The 19,043-nt window shown below is 71.1% G+C and carries 11 protein-coding genes; 5 read left to right on the top strand and 6 right to left on the bottom strand.

Annotation, left to right across the window (positions count from 1 at the left end):
* The first annotated feature begins 472 nt into the window (after window positions 1-472).
* From ENSA5_RS34235 to ENSA5_RS34225, 3 genes are all read left to right on the top strand, one after another.
* The gene (locus tag ENSA5_RS34235; protein ID WP_181198450.1) at window positions 473-1,462 is read left to right on the top strand and encodes an MbnP family copper-binding protein; all 990 of its coding nucleotides are present in this window, start codon (window positions 473-475) and stop codon (window positions 1,460-1,462) included.
* A 4-nt stretch (window positions 1,463-1,466) separates the two neighbouring features.
* Window positions 1,467-2,696, top strand: coding sequence for a methanobactin export MATE transporter MbnM (locus ENSA5_RS34230; protein WP_106395931.1), 1,230 nt, complete (start codon window positions 1,467-1,469; stop codon window positions 2,694-2,696).
* Window positions 2,697-2,767: 71 nt separating this feature from the next.
* Window positions 2,768-4,006 carry a guanine deaminase gene (locus tag ENSA5_RS34225; protein ID WP_106395930.1) on the top strand — a complete coding sequence of 413 codons (1,239 nt, stop codon included), beginning with the start codon at window positions 2,768-2,770 and terminating at the stop codon, window positions 4,004-4,006.
* 40 nt (window positions 4,007-4,046) lie between these two features.
* On the opposite strand, the gene gpmI is transcribed toward ENSA5_RS34225, so the two are convergent.
* The 4 genes from gpmI to ENSA5_RS34205 form a co-directional block, all read right to left on the bottom strand.
* The gene (gpmI, locus tag ENSA5_RS34220) at window positions 4,047-5,696 is read right to left on the bottom strand and encodes a 2,3-bisphosphoglycerate-independent phosphoglycerate mutase (protein ID WP_106395929.1); all 1,650 of its coding nucleotides are present in this window, start codon (window positions 5,694-5,696) and stop codon (window positions 4,047-4,049) included.
* Window positions 5,697-5,705: 9 nt separating this feature from the next.
* Window positions 5,706-6,611, bottom strand: a complete 906-nt coding sequence (locus ENSA5_RS34215) for an EamA family transporter (RefSeq protein ID WP_106395928.1) — start codon at window positions 6,609-6,611, stop codon at window positions 5,706-5,708.
* 239 nt (window positions 6,612-6,850) lie between these two features.
* Window positions 6,851-8,059 (bottom strand): MYXO-CTERM sorting domain-containing protein, encoded by a 1,209-nt coding sequence (locus tag ENSA5_RS34210; protein WP_146156422.1) that lies wholly within the window; start codon window positions 8,057-8,059, stop codon window positions 6,851-6,853.
* Entirely contained in the window at window positions 8,056-8,598 is a 543-nt protein-coding gene (locus ENSA5_RS34205) for a DUF3347 domain-containing protein (RefSeq protein WP_106395926.1), read from the bottom strand. Before ENSA5_RS34205 ends, ENSA5_RS34210 begins: the two co-directional genes overlap by 4 nt.
* Before the next feature lie 214 nt (window positions 8,599-8,812).
* Here ENSA5_RS34205 and ENSA5_RS34200 point away from each other — a divergent pair, with 214 nt between their 5' ends.
* Both ENSA5_RS34200 and ENSA5_RS34195 read left to right on the top strand, forming a co-directional pair.
* On the top strand, window positions 8,813-10,654 hold the full coding sequence (locus ENSA5_RS34200; RefSeq protein ID WP_106395925.1) for a hypothetical protein: 1,842 nt from the start codon (window positions 8,813-8,815) through the stop codon (window positions 10,652-10,654).
* Window positions 10,655-10,931: 277 nt separating this feature from the next.
* Window positions 10,932-16,649: a protein kinase domain-containing protein gene (locus ENSA5_RS34195; protein ID WP_181198449.1), complete on the top strand. Its 5,718-nt coding sequence runs from the start codon at window positions 10,932-10,934 to the stop codon at window positions 16,647-16,649.
* Here the strand turns inward: ENSA5_RS34195 and ENSA5_RS34190 are convergent.
* Window positions 16,622-17,125: a hypothetical protein gene (locus ENSA5_RS34190; RefSeq protein WP_106395923.1), complete on the bottom strand. Its 504-nt coding sequence runs from the start codon at window positions 17,123-17,125 to the stop codon at window positions 16,622-16,624. The genes ENSA5_RS34195 and ENSA5_RS34190 overlap by 28 nt on opposite strands.
* Before the next feature lie 4 nt (window positions 17,126-17,129).
* Window positions 17,130-19,043, bottom strand: a 1,914-nt coding sequence (locus ENSA5_RS34185; protein ID WP_219906915.1) for a RecQ family ATP-dependent DNA helicase, incomplete at its 5' end; no start/stop codon positions are given.

Below are 19,043 nucleotides of genomic sequence, written 5' to 3'. Positions count from 1 at the left end.
CGCCCTAGCGAACAGGGCATAGGAGAGGGCGGGGTCGCGTGGGGCCATCCCGGCGTCGTGTATTGGTTCGGTGGGGGCGAGGCGGGTGTAGATGGGCGCGCCTTAGCGAAAATTGGGCTTGGCTGCGGGATATTGTGGGTGAAGTGGAGTGTCAGCGGGGCCGGAGAGCCGGCGCGGACCTCGGCAAGTGCGCTGGAAGACGAAGACTCCCCGTCCGGATCTCGTCCGGAAGACGAAGACTCCCCGTCCGGATCTCGTCCGGCGCGGACCTCGGCAAGTGCGCTGGAAGACGAAGACTCCCCGTCCGGATCTCGGCGCGATACGACCACGCGTCGTGCATGCGACGACCGGTCCCAGTGAGACATAAAGTCACACTCAGGCCGGCGCGAAACCGACTACATCCAAGCCCATGTCCAAAGCTGGCTTTGCGATTCACGGGCTTCGCCCACGTTCTGACTTTGGCTCCCTCGCCATGTGCGCGTCCGTGCTGGCGCTGCTCTTGGGTACCGCTGCCTGCTCCGACGACGGCGAGCTGCAAGACAGCGGTGAGACCGGCGACGGCGACGGCGACGGCGATGGCGACCCCGGAGACGGAGACGGAGACGGAGACGGAGACGGCGACCCCGGAGACGGAGACGGCGACGGCGACGGCGACGGCGACCCCGGCGACGGCGATCTCGCGGTCTCGCTGAGCTTCGGCGCCGCGCTCGGGGATCAGCCCGTCGCCTGCGGTCAGGCCTACGAGGGCGTCGGCAGCGAGGCCACGACCGTCGAGATCCAGGATCTTCGCTTCTACGTGTCGGCCATCGAGCTGCTCGACGACCAGGGCGAGGGCACGCCGCTGGCCCTCGACCAGGACGGCTTGTGGCAGTACGAGGACGTGGCCTTGCTCGACTTCGAAGACGGCACCGCCGCGTGCCAGGAGGGCGGCACCGCCGAGCTCAACGACACGGTCGTGGGCACGGCGCCGGCCGGCGACTACACGGGCGTGCGCTTCGTCCTCGGCGTGCCCTTCGAGCTCAACCATCAAGACGCCGCCAACGCCCCCTCGCCGCTCAACTTGCCCTCGATGTTCTGGGTGTGGCAGGGCGGCTACAAGTTCGCGCGGGTCGATCTGCGCAACGACAACCCCGACGACAACGCATGGTTTTGGCATCAGGGCAGCACCGGTTGCACCTCGGCCGGGCCCGAGGAGCCGCCCGCGGAGCCCTGCTTGCGCAGCAACCGCCTGACCGTCGAGTTCCAGGGCTTTGACTGGACCTCGCAGACGATCGTGCTCGACGTCGCCACGCTGCTCGACGGCGTCGACGTCAGCCAGAACACGGCGATGACCGCGCCCGGATGCATGAGCAGCCCGGATGATCCCGAGTGCATGGAGCTGTTCCCGCGCCTCGGCCTCGACCTCGAGACCGGCGCGTGCGCGAGCGACTGCTCCGACCAGCAGGTGTTCCGGGTGGAGTAGCTGGATGGGGGCACGAGGCACGAGGCGAGGGAGCTCGACGGCGCTGGCGATCGCGGCCCTGGCCGCGCTCGTGTGCGGGTCGGCGTGTGGCGGCGACGACGTCGATGTCGACGCTCACGATCACGACCACGATCACGGCGACGCGGGCGAGGAGGCCGGCGGCTCGGCGGACGGGGCTGACCTGCCCTTCGAGCTGCCCGAGGGCTTCCCCGCCCCCGCGATCCCCGAAGACAACGAGCTGACGGCGGCCAAGATCGAGCTCGGCCGCTACCTGTTCTACGACGAGCAGCTGTCGGCCAACGCGACCCAGTCGTGCGGCAGCTGTCACCTCCAGGAGCTCGCGTTCACCGACGGCGCGGTCACGCCCGAGGGCTCGACCGGAGAGCTGCTCGTCCGCAACTCACTGGGCCTGACCAACTCGGGCTACACCTCGAAGCTGACCTGGGCCAACCCCAACCTCGACACCCTCGAGCAGCAGATCCTGATCCCGATGTTCGGCGAATTTCCGGTCGAGCTCGGGATCACGGGTCACGAGGACGAGGTCCTGGCCCGCTTCGCCGAGGACCCCGAGTACGTCGAGATGTTCGAGGCCGCGTTCCCGGACGCCGAGGAGCTCGTCAGCTTCGAGAACATCGTCAAGGCCCTCGCGAGCTTCATCCGCACGCTGGTCTCGGGCGACTCGCCCTACGATCGCTGGCGCGGCGGCGACGAGGGGGCGATCAGCGAGTCGGCCAAGCGCGGGGGCGCGCTGTTCTTCTCCGAGGAGCTCGAGTGCCACCACTGCCACGGCGGCTTCAACTTCTCGCTGGCCACTCGCCACGCCAACACCACCTTCACCCAGAGCGCGTTTCAAAACACCGGCCTCTACGACATCGACGGCATGGGCGGCTACCCGGCCGGCAACCGCGGGCTCTACGAGTTCACCTTCGTCGACCAGGACATGGGCCGCTTCCGCCCGCCGAGCCTGCGCAACGTGGCCGTGACCGCGCCCTACATGCACGACGGCAGCGTCGCGACCCTCGCCGAGGTCGTCGACATCTACGCCGCGGGTGGGCGGCTGATCCCCGAGGGCGAGCCCTGGGCCGGCGACGGGCGGGCCAGCCCCTACAAGAGCGGCTTCGTCATGGGCTTCGAGCTGTCCGAGCAGGACCGGGCCGACCTGGTCGCCTTCCTCGAGAGCCTCACGGACGACGCCTTCTTGACGGATCCAGCCACGAGCAACCCCTTCGAGTGAGCTGGCCGCTCGGCGGGCGCGGCGTGGGCTTGAACTGCGAGCAAGCGCTGATATAGCTTTGTGGGCTCCCCATGCCTGCGCAGCTCGAATTGATCCGGGGTCGCGTGCTCGCGCCCGACCCCGACAAACGGCGGATCGCCGCGTGGCCCGACGCGCTGATCCGCATCGACCCTCGCGGTCGGATCACCGAGCTGTGCGCGGCCCCGGCCGACTGCGAGCTGCCCGAGACCTGGCCCGGCGCGGTGATCTTGCCCGGCTTCGTCGACTGTCACCTGCACTATCCCCAGACCCGGATCATCGGCAGCGCGAGCGGCCCGCTGCTGCCGTGGTTGCAGCGGTCGGTGTTCCCCGAGGAGGCCCGCTTCGCCGAGCGCGAGTACGCGAGCGTGGTCGCCGAGGAATTTTGCGACGCGATGATCGCCCAGGGCACGACCAGCGCGGGGGTGTTCAGCAGCAGCCACCCGCTCGCCGCGCAGGTCCTGCTCGAGACCCTCGATCGCCGCGGCCTGCGGGCGGTGACCGGGGTGACGCTGATGGATCGCTCGGCCCCCGACTCGTGCACGCTGGCCGCCGACCCGGCGATTGCGGCGCTGGCCGAGCTCCACGAGCGCTGGCACGGGCACGACGAGGATCGGCTGCGGATCGCGGTGATCCCACGCTTCGGGATCTCGTGCACGCCAGAGCTCCTGCGCCGCGCCGCGGAGTTCGCCGATCAACACGGGCTGATCGTCCACACCCACATCTCCGAGAACCACGACGAGCTCGAGGTCACGGCCGAGCTGTTCCCCGAGAGCCGCGACTACCTCGGCGTCTACGACGACCACGGCCTCGCCAGCGCGCGGACGATCCTCGCCCACGCGGTCCACCTGAGCGACGACGAGTGGGCCCGGGTCGTCGGTTCGGATCTCGCGGTCGCCCACTGCCCCGACAGCAATTTTTTTCTTGGCAGCGGGTGCATGCCGCTGCGGACGGCGCTCGAGCGCGGCGTCCGGATCGGGCTCGGCTCCGACGTCGGCGCGGGCCGGACCTTCTCGATGCGCCGGGTCGCGGCCTCGGCCTACGACGCCTCGCTGGTCCGCGAGGCGATGGTCGAGCCCGAGCAGCTGTTGTGGCTGGCGACCCGCGGCGGCGCCCGGGTGCTCGGTCCGGCCACGCGGCTCGGCTGCATCGCGCCGGGCTTCGACGCGGATCTGGTCGCCGTCGACGTGCCGGGTCACGTCCGCGAGCTCGGCGAGACGATCGACGCGCTGCTGTTTCGCCACGACGCCGGGCCCGTGCGCGCGACCCTGGTCCGCGGGCGGGTGCTGTGAGCGGCAGCGCGGCCGCGCGCGGGCTCGGGGCTCGAGGGGCTCACGCGAGCAAGCTGGGGTCGTAGTCGTCCGGAGCCGCGAACCCGAGCAGCGAGAGGGTCGTCGCGGCCAGGTTTGAGAGCCCGGGCCGCGCAGGCAGGCTCAGCGCGGGGCCCAAGCGGGGCTCGCGGGGGTCGTAGATCGCGAGGGGCACCGGGTTGAGGCTGTGGCTGGTCCGGACCTGACGGGCCTCGCCCTCGCCGTCGAACATCTGGTCGGCGTTGCCGTGGTCGGCGGTCACGATGAGCACGCCGCCGAGCTGCTCCGTCGCCCGGACCAGCCGCGCGAGGCACAGATCCACGGCCTCGACCGCGAGGATCGTCGAGCGCAGCTCGCCCGTGTGCCCGACCATGTCGCCGTTGGCGTAGTTGAGCCGGACCAGGTCAAAGCCCGGCCCCGGCTCGCGCAGGGCCTGCAAGAGGGTGTCGGTGACCTCGGCGGCCTTCATCCACGGGCGCTGCTCGAGCGGCTTGGCGTCCGAGGGCACCTCGATGTAGCGCTCGAGCGCGGGGTCGAAGGGCGCGCTGCGGTTGCCGTTCCAGAAGTAGGTCACGTGGCCAAACTTGTGGGTCTCGGCGATCGCCAGCTGACGCTTGCCCGCGCCCGCGAGCAGCTCACCCATGCTCCGGTCGATCGCGGGCGGCGCGGTCAAGAAGCGCTTGGGCAGGTGGAGGTCGCCGTCGTACTGCATCATGCCCGCGTAGCGGACCTTGGGTCGGGGGCTGCGATCGAATTCAGTGAATGAGTCGTCCTCGAACGCGCGGGTGATCTCGAGCGCCCGGTCGCCGCGGAAGTTGAAGAACACGACCGAGGCCCCGTCGCGGATCGGCCCGAGCGGCGCACCGACGCCGCCCTGATCCGCGATCACGAAGCCGGGCAGGTGCTGGTCGTCGAGCTCGGGGTGCTCGGCGTAGAGGGTCTCGACGGCCGCGCGCGCGCTCGCGAACTTGCGCGCCCGCCCGCGCACGTGGACGTCCCAGCCGCGCTCGACCATGGCCCAGTCGGCCTCGTAGCGATCCATGGTCAGGTGCATCCGCCCGCCGCCGCTGGCGATCTGGTAGTCGAAGCCCTGCTCGCGGAGCTTGGCGAGGGCGGCCTCGAGGGTGTCGATGTAGCGAAGCGCGGAGCGGCCCGGGACGTCGCGGCCGTCGGTCAAAATGTGGACCCGGACCTTGGGGACGGCGTCGGCGGCGGCGCGATCGAGCAGCGCGAGGAGGTGGTCGATGTGCGAGTGGACGTTGCCGTCGCTGAGCAGGCCGATGAAGTGCAGGGGCTCGCGCGAGTCGTGGACGCCCTCGATCAGCCAGCGCCAGACCTCGCCGCGAAACAGCGCGCCCGAGGCGATCGACTGGGCGACCAGCTTCGCGCCCTGCTCGAACACCCGCCCGGCGCCGATCGCGTTGTGGCCGACCTCGCTGTTGCCCATGTCCTTGTCGCTGGGCATGCCGACGGCGGTGCCGTGGGCCGCGAGGGTGGTCGCCGAGGGCAGGCCGCGCAGCCAGTCGAGGGTCGGGGTCAGGGCCGCCGTGACGGCGTCGCCCTCGTCACCGCGGCCGACGCCGACGCCGTCCATGACCGCGAAGATGACCGGGCCCTCGGGCGCGACGCGGGTGGGGTCAGGGGCCAAGGTGGGGCGCGAGGCGGCGCTCATGCGGGGAGCCTACAGCATGACCAGGACCACGCCGACCGCCATCACGCAGATCGCGACGGCCTTGGTCAGGGTGATCGCCTCGTCGAAGATCAGCTTGCCGAAGACCACGGCCGAGACCAGCCCGAGCGCGCGCTTGACCGTCTCGAGCACGCTGACCAGGATCCACTGGACCGCGACGAGCTGGACCCCCAGGGCGATCGCTCCGGTCACGGTCGCAAGCGCGAGCCCGGGCCACTGCGAGCGCGGGACCGCGAGCTCGCGCAGCTGCCCGCGCACGGCGAGGTAGGCGAGCGCGGCCACGAGCAGCCCGAAGAGCTGAACCAGCGCGTGGACCGGCACCGCCGCGTAGGCCAGCGCCTGCTTGTCGAGGGTCATGGTGACGCCCCAACACAGCGCGACGCCGGCCATCATCGGCGCGCCGGGCTCGGTCACAAACACCCGCAGCAGGCGCACCCGCTGCTGCCCGGAGCCCGAGCCAAGGTCGCGGCCGGGGTCTTCGCGTGAGCCGAGGATCAAGGCGCCGACCACGACCAAGGCGACACCGAGCAGCTGCAGGGGGCCCGGCCGCTCGCCGAGGGTCAGCGCGCCGACGAGGGTCGCGAACACCGGGGTCAAGGCCAAGAAGGGGACCGTGAGGCTCAGCGGCGAGGCCCGAACCGCGGCCAGGAACAGCAGGTTCGCAACGAGCTGCAGGGCCAGGGCGAGGCCCCCGGGCACGGCGTAGGCGCTCGCGTCGGTGATCGTGCCCCCCGCGATCACCCACCACGCGCCGAACACTGGCAGGAGGCCGAGGTTGAGCAGCACGATCAGGGGCATCGGCGCGAGCGCAGCGCTGAGCTGCTTGCGAACGACATCGAGCCCGGCCCACGCGAAGGCGCAGACGACGGCGAGCGCGAGGCCACCTATCGGGACCATGGACCGACCTTGATGCGGGGTAATTCGTCGAGTCGTCGCACGCGCGCCCGTCGTGGTGGCTCACCACGTTGCGGTCTGCAACCCGAGCGCCCGCGCAGCTTGTTACCAGATCTGTAACTATCTGAATTTATTTGGGATTCAATTCGAAACATCGTGGCTCGAATTTCGTACTACCCAGCGTCATGAAGAGGCTGTTACCCGCCGCATTTCTCGTGAGCCTCGCGCTGATGGCCCTGACGCTACTCGGCGCGAGCTGAGCCGGCGACACGACGTCGCCGCGACCGACCCACGTACGCCAAACCGGCAATGCTCCAGAACGCGAGCCCGGTGCCCGGCGGAGCGTGGGTCGAGCAATTGCAGCTGCTGCCGCCGCCGCCGTCGTCATCGAGCGCGGGCCCGGTCGAGGCGCCGCTGCCTTCGCCGCTGCCCTCGCTGCTGCCTGCGCCGGTCTCGGCCCCGGTCTCGGTCTCGGAGCCGCCGTCGTCGCAGGGGTTGCCGACGAAGCCGCCGTCGTCGTCGCAGCCCTCGTCGCCAGAGCTCTCGACCACCGCGATGTACTCGCGGCTGAACGCGGTCCACTCGCGGCCGATCGGATCGACGACGTCGAGCTTGATCATCACGGAGTTCGACACGGCCTCGATCGGCGGCGCGAAGGGCAGGTCGAAGCTCCCGCCCTCGACCGGGACATCGGCGCTGAACACTTCCCAGTTGGGCGCGCCGTTGATGTTGCCGTTGGACCACGACAAGGTCATGGTCGCGCCGGGCATCGAGTCGACGCAGCCGGTGATGCTGGCCTCGCTGCCGAACTCGACGGTCTGCTCGACGAAGCTCAGGGCCGCGGCCGGGGGGCTCGCGGCCGGGTCGGGGTCGTCGACGATCTTGAACACCCCCGGGTTGGTGGTCCAGATGTTGAACCACGGCTCGTAGGTGTAGCCCTCGACCACCCAGGTCCCGGCGGGGAGCATGCTCGTGTCCCAGGTGACCGGCTCGGCCGCCGCCGCGAAGGTGATCGGGCGGCGGTCGGCGTCGGCGTTGATCCGCGCCCAGCAGCCGGCCCAGTCGGGCGCGTTGTCCAGCACGTGGAGCTCGAGGTCGACGGTCTCGAGCTCGCCGAGGCCGTTGGCGGCCGCGGCGTTGACCTCGGCCTCGGTGATCCAGTTTGGCAGCAGGTCCTCGATGTGACGGTCGCGGCAGAAGGTGAAGAACTGGTGGGCGCGGCTGCCCGGGACCTCGTCGAGGCTGACGTCGGTGTCCTCGTAGGGGATGTCGTACGCGAGGGGGTAGATCGGGCTCTGGCTGCGATCGATGATCGTCATGCACGGCGCCGAGGACCAGTCGACGGGGGTCCGCGGGTGCTGCCCGTTGCCGGCCTCGGCGATCGCCGGGGACAGGATCACGGCGCCGACGACCGCGAGCGCGACGACTGCCAACTGGGTTCGTGGGGTCACGTGTCCATGCCCTCGAGCGTGCTGTCGCCGGTCGGTGGCTCGCCGCGGCGGTGGTCGTCCCAGCTGATCTTGGCCCCGCAGCGCAGCATCATCGCGCCCTCGTAGGGGTTGATCAGCTGGCCGCTGCGCTGGACCCAGTACGCGCCCTCGTTGGTGAAGGCCATCGGGCAGTGGACGAGCTGGAGGCCCTCGCGCTCGCTCGGGTTGGCGGCGAGCCACGCGATCACGCCCTCGCTCATCTTGCGGTAGGCGAGGCGGGTGGTCGAGATGTCGGCGGCGCCGATCCGGCCGACGGCGGCGAGGATCTCATCGACGCCGGGCTCGTCCGCCCGCGACTCGCACGCGCTGACGATCTGCGCGCCGAGCTTGGCGACGTCGTTGAACTCGTCGTCGGCCAGGATCTCGCCGATCGCCAAATAGGGGGTCAAGAGCGTGCCGTCGGGCTCGCGCTCGCCCGGCTTTTTCTTGCACGCCGTGACCAGGGCTGCGGCGAGGCCGAGCAAGCACGCCCGACGACTGACGAAGCTCCCGGCACCCATGTACCGCGAATACCACAAGGACGGGCTGCTAGCAGCCCGGGGTGGAATGCATCGTGTCGCCTCGCGCCGGAATTTTCGCGGAGGGCGCGAAGCCAAAACGCCGCTGTACCGGGCGTACTGCAAGTTTTGGCGACAAAGCCCTCGGCGAAAAGGCCAAGCGAGGCGGCGCGAGGCATAGCACCCCGGGCTGCTAGGGTAGAGTCGTGGGCCCCGGATGCCGATCCAGACCCTGCTGTTGACCGCGCTGTTGGCTCAGGCGCCGCCATCGGGCGACACCGCACCGGTCGAGGCCGAGCAGCCCGTCGGTCCGGCCGTCGATCCGGCCGTCGATCCGGCGGGGGAGGACGACGCGCCGCCCGAGCCCGCTTCGGCGCCCGAGCCCGCTTCGCCGCCCGGCGACGCGCCACCCGAGGGCAGCGGAGCCGAGCCCGGCTTCTTCGCGGGGGAGACCGCGGGCGGCGTCGAGGCGGAGTCGAGCAGCTCGAGCGCGCCGCCGATGCCGGAGATCGAGGAGCTGCCCTCGCGCGATCCCGACGCGGCCGCGGCTCCCGACCCCGAGTCTGCGAGCGAGCCCGACACCAGGCGCCCGGTGGTTCGCTTCGACCCCGAGCGTGGCCCCGCGGGCAGCGAGGGCGGCAGCTTCTTCGACCCCGGCAAGCTCGGCGAGACCGGCCCGGGCGGCGGCGGGATCGTTCAGCTGCGCGGCTTCGTCGGCGCGTCGTTCATCACGACCGAGCGGACCAACACCCGCGCGCTGACCGACGCCGGGAACTTCGAACGGGTCGCGCCCTTGCCCTTCTTCGGCGCGGGCACGGCCACGCTCTACGTCGGCGCCGCGATCTGGGCCGACGCCGTCTACGCTCGCCTGTCCCTCGAGTACCTGTCGATCCCCCGGATCACGGCCGGGACCGAAGACATCCTCGCGCCCGCGCGCCGCGACTTGCTCGTCGAGTCGGCGGCGCTCGAGATCAACCCCTTTTTCTGGGCCAAGCGTAGCCCGCGATGGTTGCGTGAGGGCTTCAAGATCACCGCCGGGGTGTTCATCGTGCCGTTCGGGATCGAGGACGAGGAGCACGCGGCCCCGGTCAACTGGTTCACCACGCGGCCGCGCTCGATGACCAACGGCCGGGTCTACCCGGGCACCTGGAGCGACATCGGGGCGGTGCTCAAATTCCGCCCGACCTTTCGAGAGCACAAGCCGATCCGGCCGCTCGAGATCGACCTCGGCGTGATCAACGGTGACGCCTGCACCCAGACCCGCTGGACCGACTCGCTGTACACGCCCGGGGGCATCGTCGCGCCCTGCGAGCGGGTCCGTCGGCCCGAGGAGCTCGGACTCGACGCGAGCGCGGGGGTGTTCGGCGAGGACCCCCGGGCCGATCTCGGCTTCCTCGGCGTCGGCCCGGACAACAACCAGAACAAGTCACTGATCGCGCGCCTGAGCGTGTTCCCGCTGGCCGATCTCCAGCTCGGCGGCTCGATCGTCTGGGGCAAGCACCCGCGCCTGCTCGACTTCGACGAGCGCATCGAGGGCAAGTCCACGATCGACGTCCCGCAGGCGACGAGCTGGCGAGCCGGGGCCCACCTCGCCCTCGACTTCGACCGCATGATCGCGAGCTCGTACCCCCTGCCGATGATGCGCGGCGAGTTCATCGTCGGCGCCGACGCGGCGCCCGAGCCCCGGGCGGGCCAGGACCAGGCCTTCGCCGATCGCTGGGTCATGGGCGGTTACGCCCAGATCGCCCAGCCGCTGTATCGACGCAAGCACAGCAACCTGCCCGGCGTGATGCTGCAGTACCGGATCGACTGGGCCGACCCGGATCTCGACGTACCCGGGGTCGCCCCCGGACCCGACGGCGAGGTCCCGCTCGTGTCGGATCACGCCGACGCCTACGCCTACGACGAGACCCAGCTCGGCCACAGCTTCGGGCTGCGCTGGCTGGTCGTCCCGCGCTTCACGATCAAGGCGGATTACACCCTGATCCGCGAGGATGGTGGGCGCGCCAACCAGCTCTACAACGACCGCTTCGTGATCCAACTGGTCGGCGATTTCTAGCCTAGCAGCCCGGGGTGCAATGCATCACGGGCTGCTAGCACCCCGGGCTGCTAGGTACTCAATATCGGTGTCCGTGTCGGACAGCCGACGCGACGAGTCCCGCTCGCGCTGGTGTTGCGGCGGGGTGTCACGGTCGGCGCAGATACAGCGCGGGGTCCGAAGACCAGTGGCACGCGGGTGCAAGCTTCGGAGATTTTAGGGGCCGAGACGCGTAGCGCGTGCAGTACCATCGCGAAACCAGATGGGGTTTCCGCTCAATGGCTATCGTCGCGTGCGATTGCTGCGGTCTTCGGATCACGCCAGCGTCTACGAGGCCGTATGCGACGGTGATGATCGGGCGGTGATCGCCAAGGTCTTCGAGCTCGCGGGCGATGACGTCGAGGCCCGCGTCGAGCACGAGTTCGCGTTGATCGAGGCGCTCGACATCGAGGGCGTCGTCAAGGCGCTCGCGCTCGAGCGCGTCGGCGATCAGCTCGTGTTGCTGCTCGAGCGCGTCCCCGGTCAGGACCTAGCCGAGTACGCCGAGCGGCAGCCCCTCGCGCTCGAGCGCTTCTTCTCGATCGCCGTCCAGGTCGCCGAGGTGCTCGGGCGCGTCCACGCCAAGCGCATCATCCACCGCGACCTCAAGCCGACCAACATCCTGATCGACCCCGACAGCGGCCGCGTGCACCTGGCCGACTTTGGCATCTCGGTCTTGCTCGACGCCGAGCGCCGCCACATCTACGACCCGGCGGTGGTCGAGGGCACGCTGCCCTACCTGTCGCCCGAGCAGACCGGCCGGACCGGGCGCAGCGTCGACTTCCGCAGCGATCTCTACTCGCTCGGAGTGACCTTCTACGAGCTCCTGACCGGCCGGCGTCCCTTCGAGTTCTCCGCGCCCCTCGACCTGATCCACGCCCACCTCGCCCGCACCCCCGATCCGCCGCAGAGCCGGCGCCCAGACCTGCCCGAGGGGGTCTCGCGCATGGTCCTCAAGCTGCTCGAGAAGGCCCCGGAGCACCGCTACCAGACCGCGCTCGGGCTCAGCGCGGATCTGCGTAAGCTCCGTGAGCTCGTCGAGCTCGGCCAGGACGCGCGCGGCTTGATCCTCGGGCGCGAGGACTTCCCGCGCAGCCTCCAGCTGCCCCACCAGCTCTACGGGCGGATGCAGGAGCGCCACGAGCTCGTCGAGGAGCTCGAGCGAGTCATGCGGACAGGGACGGCGCGGGTGGTGCTCCTCGCGGGCCCCTCGGGGGTCGGAAAGTCGGCCCTGCTCGCGAACTTCGAGGGCCCGGTCGCGGGCTCCGGGGGCTACCTCGCGCGGGGCAAGTTCGACGCGTTCCACGAGGCGCCCTACTCCGCCTTCATCGACGCCTTCGGGGCCCTGGTCGAGCAGATCTTGACCGAGCGCGAGGACCGGCTCGAGCGCTGGCGCGAGCGCCTGAGCGACGCGCTCGGTGACCTCGGGCGGATCGTCTGTGACCTGGTCCCGACCCTCGAGCTGGTCCTCGGCGAGCAGCCGGTGGTCCCGGAGCTCGAGCCCCGCGAGGCTCGCAATCGCCTCCACCTCGCGGTCGGGCGCCTGGTGTTCGCGCTGTGCGACGCCGGTCAGCCGCTGGTCATGGTCCTCGATGATCTGCACCTGGCTGACCGCAGCAGCCTCGCCCTGCTGCAGTCGCTGATCGAGAGCGGGCGGCGGGGGGCGCTGCTGATCCTCGGCACCTTCGTCGGCGAAAAGCTCGAGCCCGGGGATCCGCTGCGCGCGTTGATTGAGGTCCTCGCCGACCACCGCCGGGTTCGGGTCACCCACCTGCGCGAGCTCCCGGCGGCGGCCGTCGAGAGCCTTTTGGCCGACACCCTCGGCCGGCCGGCTCCAGAGCTGCGTGGCCTCGCTCAGATCGTCGGGCGCAAGACGGGCAACAACCCCCTGTTCATCCGCCAGTTTCTGGCCCACCTCGCAGATCGAGGCTTGTTTCGGCTCGGCGAGCGCGGGTGGGTCTGGGACGAGGGCGCGGTCGCGGCCGCGGACATCCCCGACGACGTGGCCGAGGTCATGCGGGTCAAGCTCACCGAGCTCGCCGAGCCGGCCCGTGAGCTGCTCGCGCGGGCCGCCTGCGTGGGCACGCGCTTCGACATGGCCGCGCTCGAGATCGTCAGCGACAAGCCGCGCTCGGAGCTCGCGCCGACCCTCTACGAGCTCGTCGAGCGCGGGCTGCTCGCGCTCGTCGGCCGCGAGTATCGCTTCGCCCACGACCGCATCCGCGACGCGGCCTACGAGCAGCTGCCCGGGCCCGAGCGTCGGCGCCAGCACTGGCGGATCGCTCAGCACGAGCGCGCGCGCGCGGGCGAGATCAGCGAGGAGCGGCTGTTCGCGGTCGTCGATCATCTCGACGCTGGCCTGCCCGAAGCCGAGCTCGACGACAGCCTGCGGATCGAGCTCGCCGCCCTCAACCTGCGCGCCGGGACCCGGGCGCTCGAAGCGGCCGCCTACGACGGGGCGCTGCGCTACCTCGACGTCGGCGTCGAGCTCACGGCGACCGAGCGCGAGGCGGCCGTCGAGCGGGGCCAGGCCGCGCCACACTACGCGCTCGTGGTCGGCCTCGCGTTTGGGCGCGCGCAGGTGTTGGCCCAGACCCGGCGCGGCGAGGAGGCCGACGAGGGCTTCGCTGAGCTGCTGAGCTGGCCCCTCCACATCGCCGACTACGGCCGCATCGCGGCCCGTCGCGTTCGCTTGCTGACCCTCGCCGATCGGCCCGAGCTCGCCCTCGCCCTCGCTCGTGAGGCTCTCGCTCGCTGCGGTCACGGGGTCCCGCGCGAGGCCAGCCCGGCCCGGGTTCGCGTCGGGCTGGTCCGGGCGTGGCTGTCGATGCGCGGGCGCAGCACCGCGCAGCTGATCGCGACGCCCGACTGCGAGGACCCGGCCGTCGGCGCGGCCATGACCATCGTGTCGGCGGCCACGGCCGCGGCCTACGTCGCCGACCCGAGCCTCTTGATGCTGCTCACGGGCGTCCACGTCCGCCTGTTCCTCGCCCACGGCTTCCACCCGACCTGCGCGCACGCCCTCGTCCAGCTCGCGCTCGGCGTGGGCCCGGGGCTGCGCAGGGTCGACGACGCGATTCGTCTGTGCGAGCAGGCCCTCGCCCTGGTCGAGCGCGTGCCGATGGCCCCGTCCCGCGCGCGGGTCGAGGCCGGCGCCTACCTGTTCGTGTGGCACCTCGGCCGGCCCTTCGCCGAGCCGCTCGCGCGCCTCGACGCCGCCTACGCGCGCGCGCTCGAGCTCGGGGACTTCGAAAACGCCGGCTACATGGGCGCGCTCGGCCTGCCGATGCACCTCGAGGTCGGGACCCACCTGCGTGTCCTTCGACGCCGAAGCGAGCGGCTCGAGCGCGACATTGGCCGCTGGGGCTCGCGCGAGCTGGTCCTGGCCGCGTGGATGCTTCGGGGGCTCACGGTCATGCTTGCGGGCGGCGAGGGCGAGGGCGAGGGCGAGGATGACGGCGACGACAGCGAGGTCCGGACCGCGCTCGAGCCCGAGGTCGTCGAGCGCCGCGGCGGCAGCCGGGTCTCGATCTACGCCGCGTTCGCCAACCAATCGATGGTCCACTTGCTGCTCGGTGACGCCCGCGCGGCCGCCGAGCTCACGGTCGAGATCATCGACGACGTCGAGCGGGTCATGCTCGGCAGCTGGGTCGTGCCGCGGGTGGCGCTGACGGCCGTGGTCGCGGCCGCGAGCGTCATCCAGACCGCGGGCTCGGTCCGACCCCCGGTCTACGCGGCGATGCGCAGGGGTCGGCGGATCATCGAGCGTTGGGCGCGGGACTGCCCCGAGAACTACGCTCACTACCGCGACCTCGCCCGCGGTCTTCAGGCCTCGCTTCGTGGCCGGCCCGACGCCGCGATGCGCTCGCTCGAGCGGGCCCGCAGCCACGCCGCCACGCAGGGCTGTCGCTGGGTCCAGGGCCTGGCCAGCGAGGCGCTCGCGGGGGTCGCCGAGCGCGAGGGCCTGGCCGCGTTTGCGAGCGGCGCCCGCGATCGGGCGTGGGAAGCCTACGAGGCGTGGGGGGCCACGGCCAAGCTCGCCCAGCTCGTCCAGGCTCATCCCGAGCAATTTCGCAATCGTCTCCAAGACTCGGGCCTGCGGTCCGACAAGATCGCTGCGCTCGAGGCCGAGCTCGGCCCTGGGGTCGACTCCGGCGACTCCGGCACCTCTGGCACCTCCGGCCTCTTCGAGGCCAAGCAACCTGGCGGCTACCGCCCCGCGAGGCGCGGGCGGACCCGGAGCACCGCGACCAACTCGGAGTCGCTCGACTTCGAGAGCGTGCTTCGGGCCGTGCGGGTGATGGCCGAGGATCTCCGCCTCGACGAGGTCGTCGCGCGGGTCCTCGACGCCGCGATCACCAACGCGGGCGCCGACCGGGGCGTGTTGCTGCTCGAGCGAGACGGGGTCATGGGCGTCGTCGCCGAGGCGACCGTCGACGGTGAGCGTCACATCTTCGAGACCCCGGTTGCGCTGACCTCGGCCACGACGCTGTGCCCGACCTCGCTGGTCAACTTCGTCGTCCGGACCGAGCAGGCCCTGGTCCTCGACGACGCGCGCACGGACCCGCGCTTCGCCGACGACGCCTACGTGGTCCAGACCGAGGTCCAGTCGCTGCTCGGCCTGCCGATCCTCAAGGCCAAGCGCAGCGTCGGCGCGCTCGTGCTCGAGAACCGCCTCAGCGCCTACTGCTTCTCGCCCGAGCGGCTCGAGGGCCTCGAGCTGATCGCCGGCCAGGCCGCGAGCGCCCTCGACAACGCGCGGCTCTACGCCGCCCTGCGCCGGAGCGAGGCCCGCTGGCGCTCGCTCGTCGACGGGGCGCCCGACATCATCGCGCTGCTCAACGAGCGCGGCGAGGTCGAGTTCATCAACCGCGCCCGGCTCGCGAGCCGGGCTCGGGCTCCGCTCGCGCACGCGGCCAGCGGCGCCGAGACCCACGGCAAGATCCCCTTCGAGCGCTTGCTCGGCGCGGCCTCGGTCGAGGGCTGGCGCGCGGCCGTGAGCGGGGTCCTGCGCGAGGGTGTCCAGCGCGAGCTCGAGCTCGAGGTCGAGCTCGAGGGCGGGCCGCCGCGTTGGTATGTCGCCCGGCTCGCGCCAATTGAGGTCGAGGGCGAGGGCGAGATCGGCGACGGAGCTCGCCACGCGGTGGTCGTCGCGACCGACATCACCGAGCGCAAGATCGCCGACGCCGAGCGGCACTCGCTCGAGGCCCAGCTGCGCCAGCAGCAGCGGCTCGAGTCGGTCGGGACCCTCGCCAGCGGCGTCGCCCACGAGATCAACAACCCGGTCCAGGGCATCCTCAACTACGCCGAGCTGATCGCCGATAACGTCGAGCAGCACGAGCTCGTCCATGAGTTCGCCGGCGAGATCACCAAAGAGTCCAACCGCGTCGCGCGCATCGTTCGCAACCTGCTCCAGTTCTCACGCCAGGAGCGAGAGGCGCGGATCGAGGACATCGACATCCGCGAGTTGATCGAGACCACGCTCTCGCTGATCCGCGCGGTCATGCGAAAAGACCACATCCAGATCACCGTCGAGATCCCGGCCGGGCTGCCCGTGGTCAGCTGCCGCGTCCAGCAGATCCAGCAGATCATCATGAACCTGGTGACCAACGCCCGCGACGCGCTCAACGAGCGCTACTGCGGCTACGACGAGCGCAAGGTCATCGAGATCCGGTCCGAGGTGGTGACCAAAGACCCGCCCGATCGCCGCTGGCTGCGGCTGATCGTCGAGGATCATGGCCCCGGAATCTCGCCCGACGTGCTGCCCCGGATCTTCGACCCCTTCTTCACGACCAAAGGTCGCGACCAGGGCACGGGGCTGGGGCTGTCGGTGTCTCACGGCATCGCCCACGACCACGGTGGGGAGCTCAGCGTCGAGACCGAGCGCGGGCAGTGGACTCGCTTTCGCCTCGATTTGCCCGTGGCTGAGCTGAGCGTGGAGCCGGGCGCTCACTGCGAGAGCTTTGCGAGGCGGTAGCGCATCTCGTCGGCGACCGCCTGGTCTCGCGACCCGGCGAACTCCCGCATGACCTCGATCGCCTCGCGGGTCCCGATCTCGAACAGCAGCCAGCTGAACCACTTCGTGATCACATCCGGCTCCGACGCGGTGTACTCGAGGTGCTCGTAGCCGAGCTGCAGCGCCCGGCGCACGAACGCGACCGTCGACGGATCGGCGATCGCCTGGAGGGACCTGGCGATCGCCTGGTGGTGACGGTGGCCCGGGGTCACGAGCAGCCGATTCTTCAGGTCGACGTTGCGAGCGGTGCTCAGCAACACGAGCTGCGCCACGTCGTCGAGGGCCTCGGACGTGCCCGAGCGCAGCGCCTCGGCGAGCTCGGCCTCGAGCCAGGCGGGATCGTCGAGCTGCGCCGCCGGGAACGAGCGACGAAAGTCCTCGACCGGGAGCTCACCGAGCTCCCACGAGCGAAGCAAGCCGCGCTGACGCTCGTCCATGGGCCTAGCCAAACTCCCGGACCACGTCGAGCAAGCCCTCGCCGTAGCGCTGGGCCTTGGTCGGACCGATGCCGTGGGCTTGCTGGAGCTCGTGGAGCGACTTGGGCCGCAGCAGCGCGACCTCGCGCAGGGTCCGATCACTGGCGACGACGTAGGGGGGGACCTCCTCGACCTTCGAGACCTCGAGCCGATGGGCGCGCAGGTGCTCGAACAGCGCCTGCGCGGCGGCGTCGAGCTCGGTCCCGTCGGTGCTCGGCTTGCGCTCGCGGGACCGCGCGCGGCGCTCGGGCAGGTCCGTGGACGGGAGCACGATCCGGGCCGGTCGCTCGGCCTTCATCACGGCGCGACCGGTCTCGGACAGGACCGCCAGCGGACGATCCCCCGGGCTGAACTCGACCCAGCCCGCGGCGACGCAGCGGTGCAGGAGCTTCTTGACCCAGTGCTCGGGAAATTCCGAGAGCACGCCAAAGGTCGTGGTCCGATCGAGGCCGCCACGCTGGAGCCGGGGATCGTCGGCGCCGACGAGGAGCTTGACGGCCGCGGTCAGGCCGTAGGTCCAGTGGATCCGCGCGACGCCAGACAGGGCCTTGCGCACGATCAAGGTGGTCTGCTCGTCGTCGAACTCGGACTCTTGACCGTCGCCGAGGGCCTCGCACACGTCGCAGTGGCCGCAGCCCTCGAGCAGCTCGGCCTCGTCGCCGAAGTAGCGCAAGATCGCGTCGTGGCGGCAGGTCCCGCTCTCGGCCCAGCGGATCAGCTCGAGGAACATGCCCCACTTGTGCTCGACGACCTCGGGGTCGGGCGCGCGGCCGTCGATGTCGTACTCGAGCAGGCGCCGACGCAAGGGCAGATCTTGCGAGGAGTAGATCATCAGGCCCCAGGCCGGCTCGCCGTCGCGACCGGCGCGACCGACCTCTTGGTAGTAGGCCTCGATCGAGCCCGGCGGGCCCCAGTGGATGACCGCGCGGACGTCGGCGCGGTCGATGCCCATGCCGAAGGCGTTGGTCGCGACCACGACCTCGAGCGCGCCCGCGGAGAAGGCCTTTTGCACGGTCTCGCGCAGCTCGCCCCGGAGCCCGGCGTGGTAGGCCTGGCACTTCCAGCCGAGCTTGTGGAGCCGCGCGGCCTCTTGCTCGGTGATCTTGCGGGTTGGCGCGTAGACGATCGCGGCCCCGCTGTCGCTGCCCGGGCGCCCGAGGGTCTGGCGCAGGAGCTCGTCGACGGCGGCTCGGCGATCGGCCGGGCGCCCGGCCTCGACCGCGCGCAGGCGCAGGTTGGGCCGGGCGAAGCCGCGGACGATCTGCGGGGTCTTGGCGCCGAGGTGGAGCTTGGCCAGGACCTCGTCGCGGACGATCGGCGTGGCCGTGGCCGTGCACGCCAGGACCATGGTCTCGCCCGGGAGCGAGCGGATGAACTCGCCGATCTGCATGTACTCCGGGCGAAAGTCGTGGCCCCACTCGGAGATGCAGTGGGCCTCGTCGACGGCGACGAGGGGGACCTCGATGCGCGAGAGCAGCCCGCGAAAGCCGCCATGGGTCAGGCGCTCGGGCGCGACGTAGACCAGCTTGTAGGCGCCCCTGGCGATGTCGCGCATGCGCTGGCGCAGCTCGTCGCTGTCGAGGGTCGAGGCCAGGAAGGTCGCGGGGACGCCCGCGGCCTGGAGGCTCGCGACCTGATCGTGCATCAGGGCGATCAGCGGCGAGATGACCAGGGTCGTGCCGGGCAGCAGCGCCGCGGGCAGCTGGTAGGTCAGGCTCTTGCCGCCGCCGGTCGGCGCGACCAGGAGCAGGCGGCGCTGCTCGAGCAGGGTCTCGACCGCCTCGCGCTGGCCGGGCCGAAAGTCCTCGTGGTCGAAGATCTTCAGGCCCGCGTCGAGGTCGAGCTGGCCGTCGTCGAGGGGCGGGGCGAGGGGCTCGGC

The organism is Enhygromyxa salina (assembly GCF_002994615.1).
GTDB classification, from domain to species: domain Bacteria; phylum Myxococcota_A; class Polyangia; order Nannocystales; family Nannocystaceae; genus Plesiocystis; species Plesiocystis salina_A.
The sequence above is the reverse complement of the archived record's forward strand: the minus strand, read 5'-3'. Positions and strand labels throughout refer to the sequence as shown.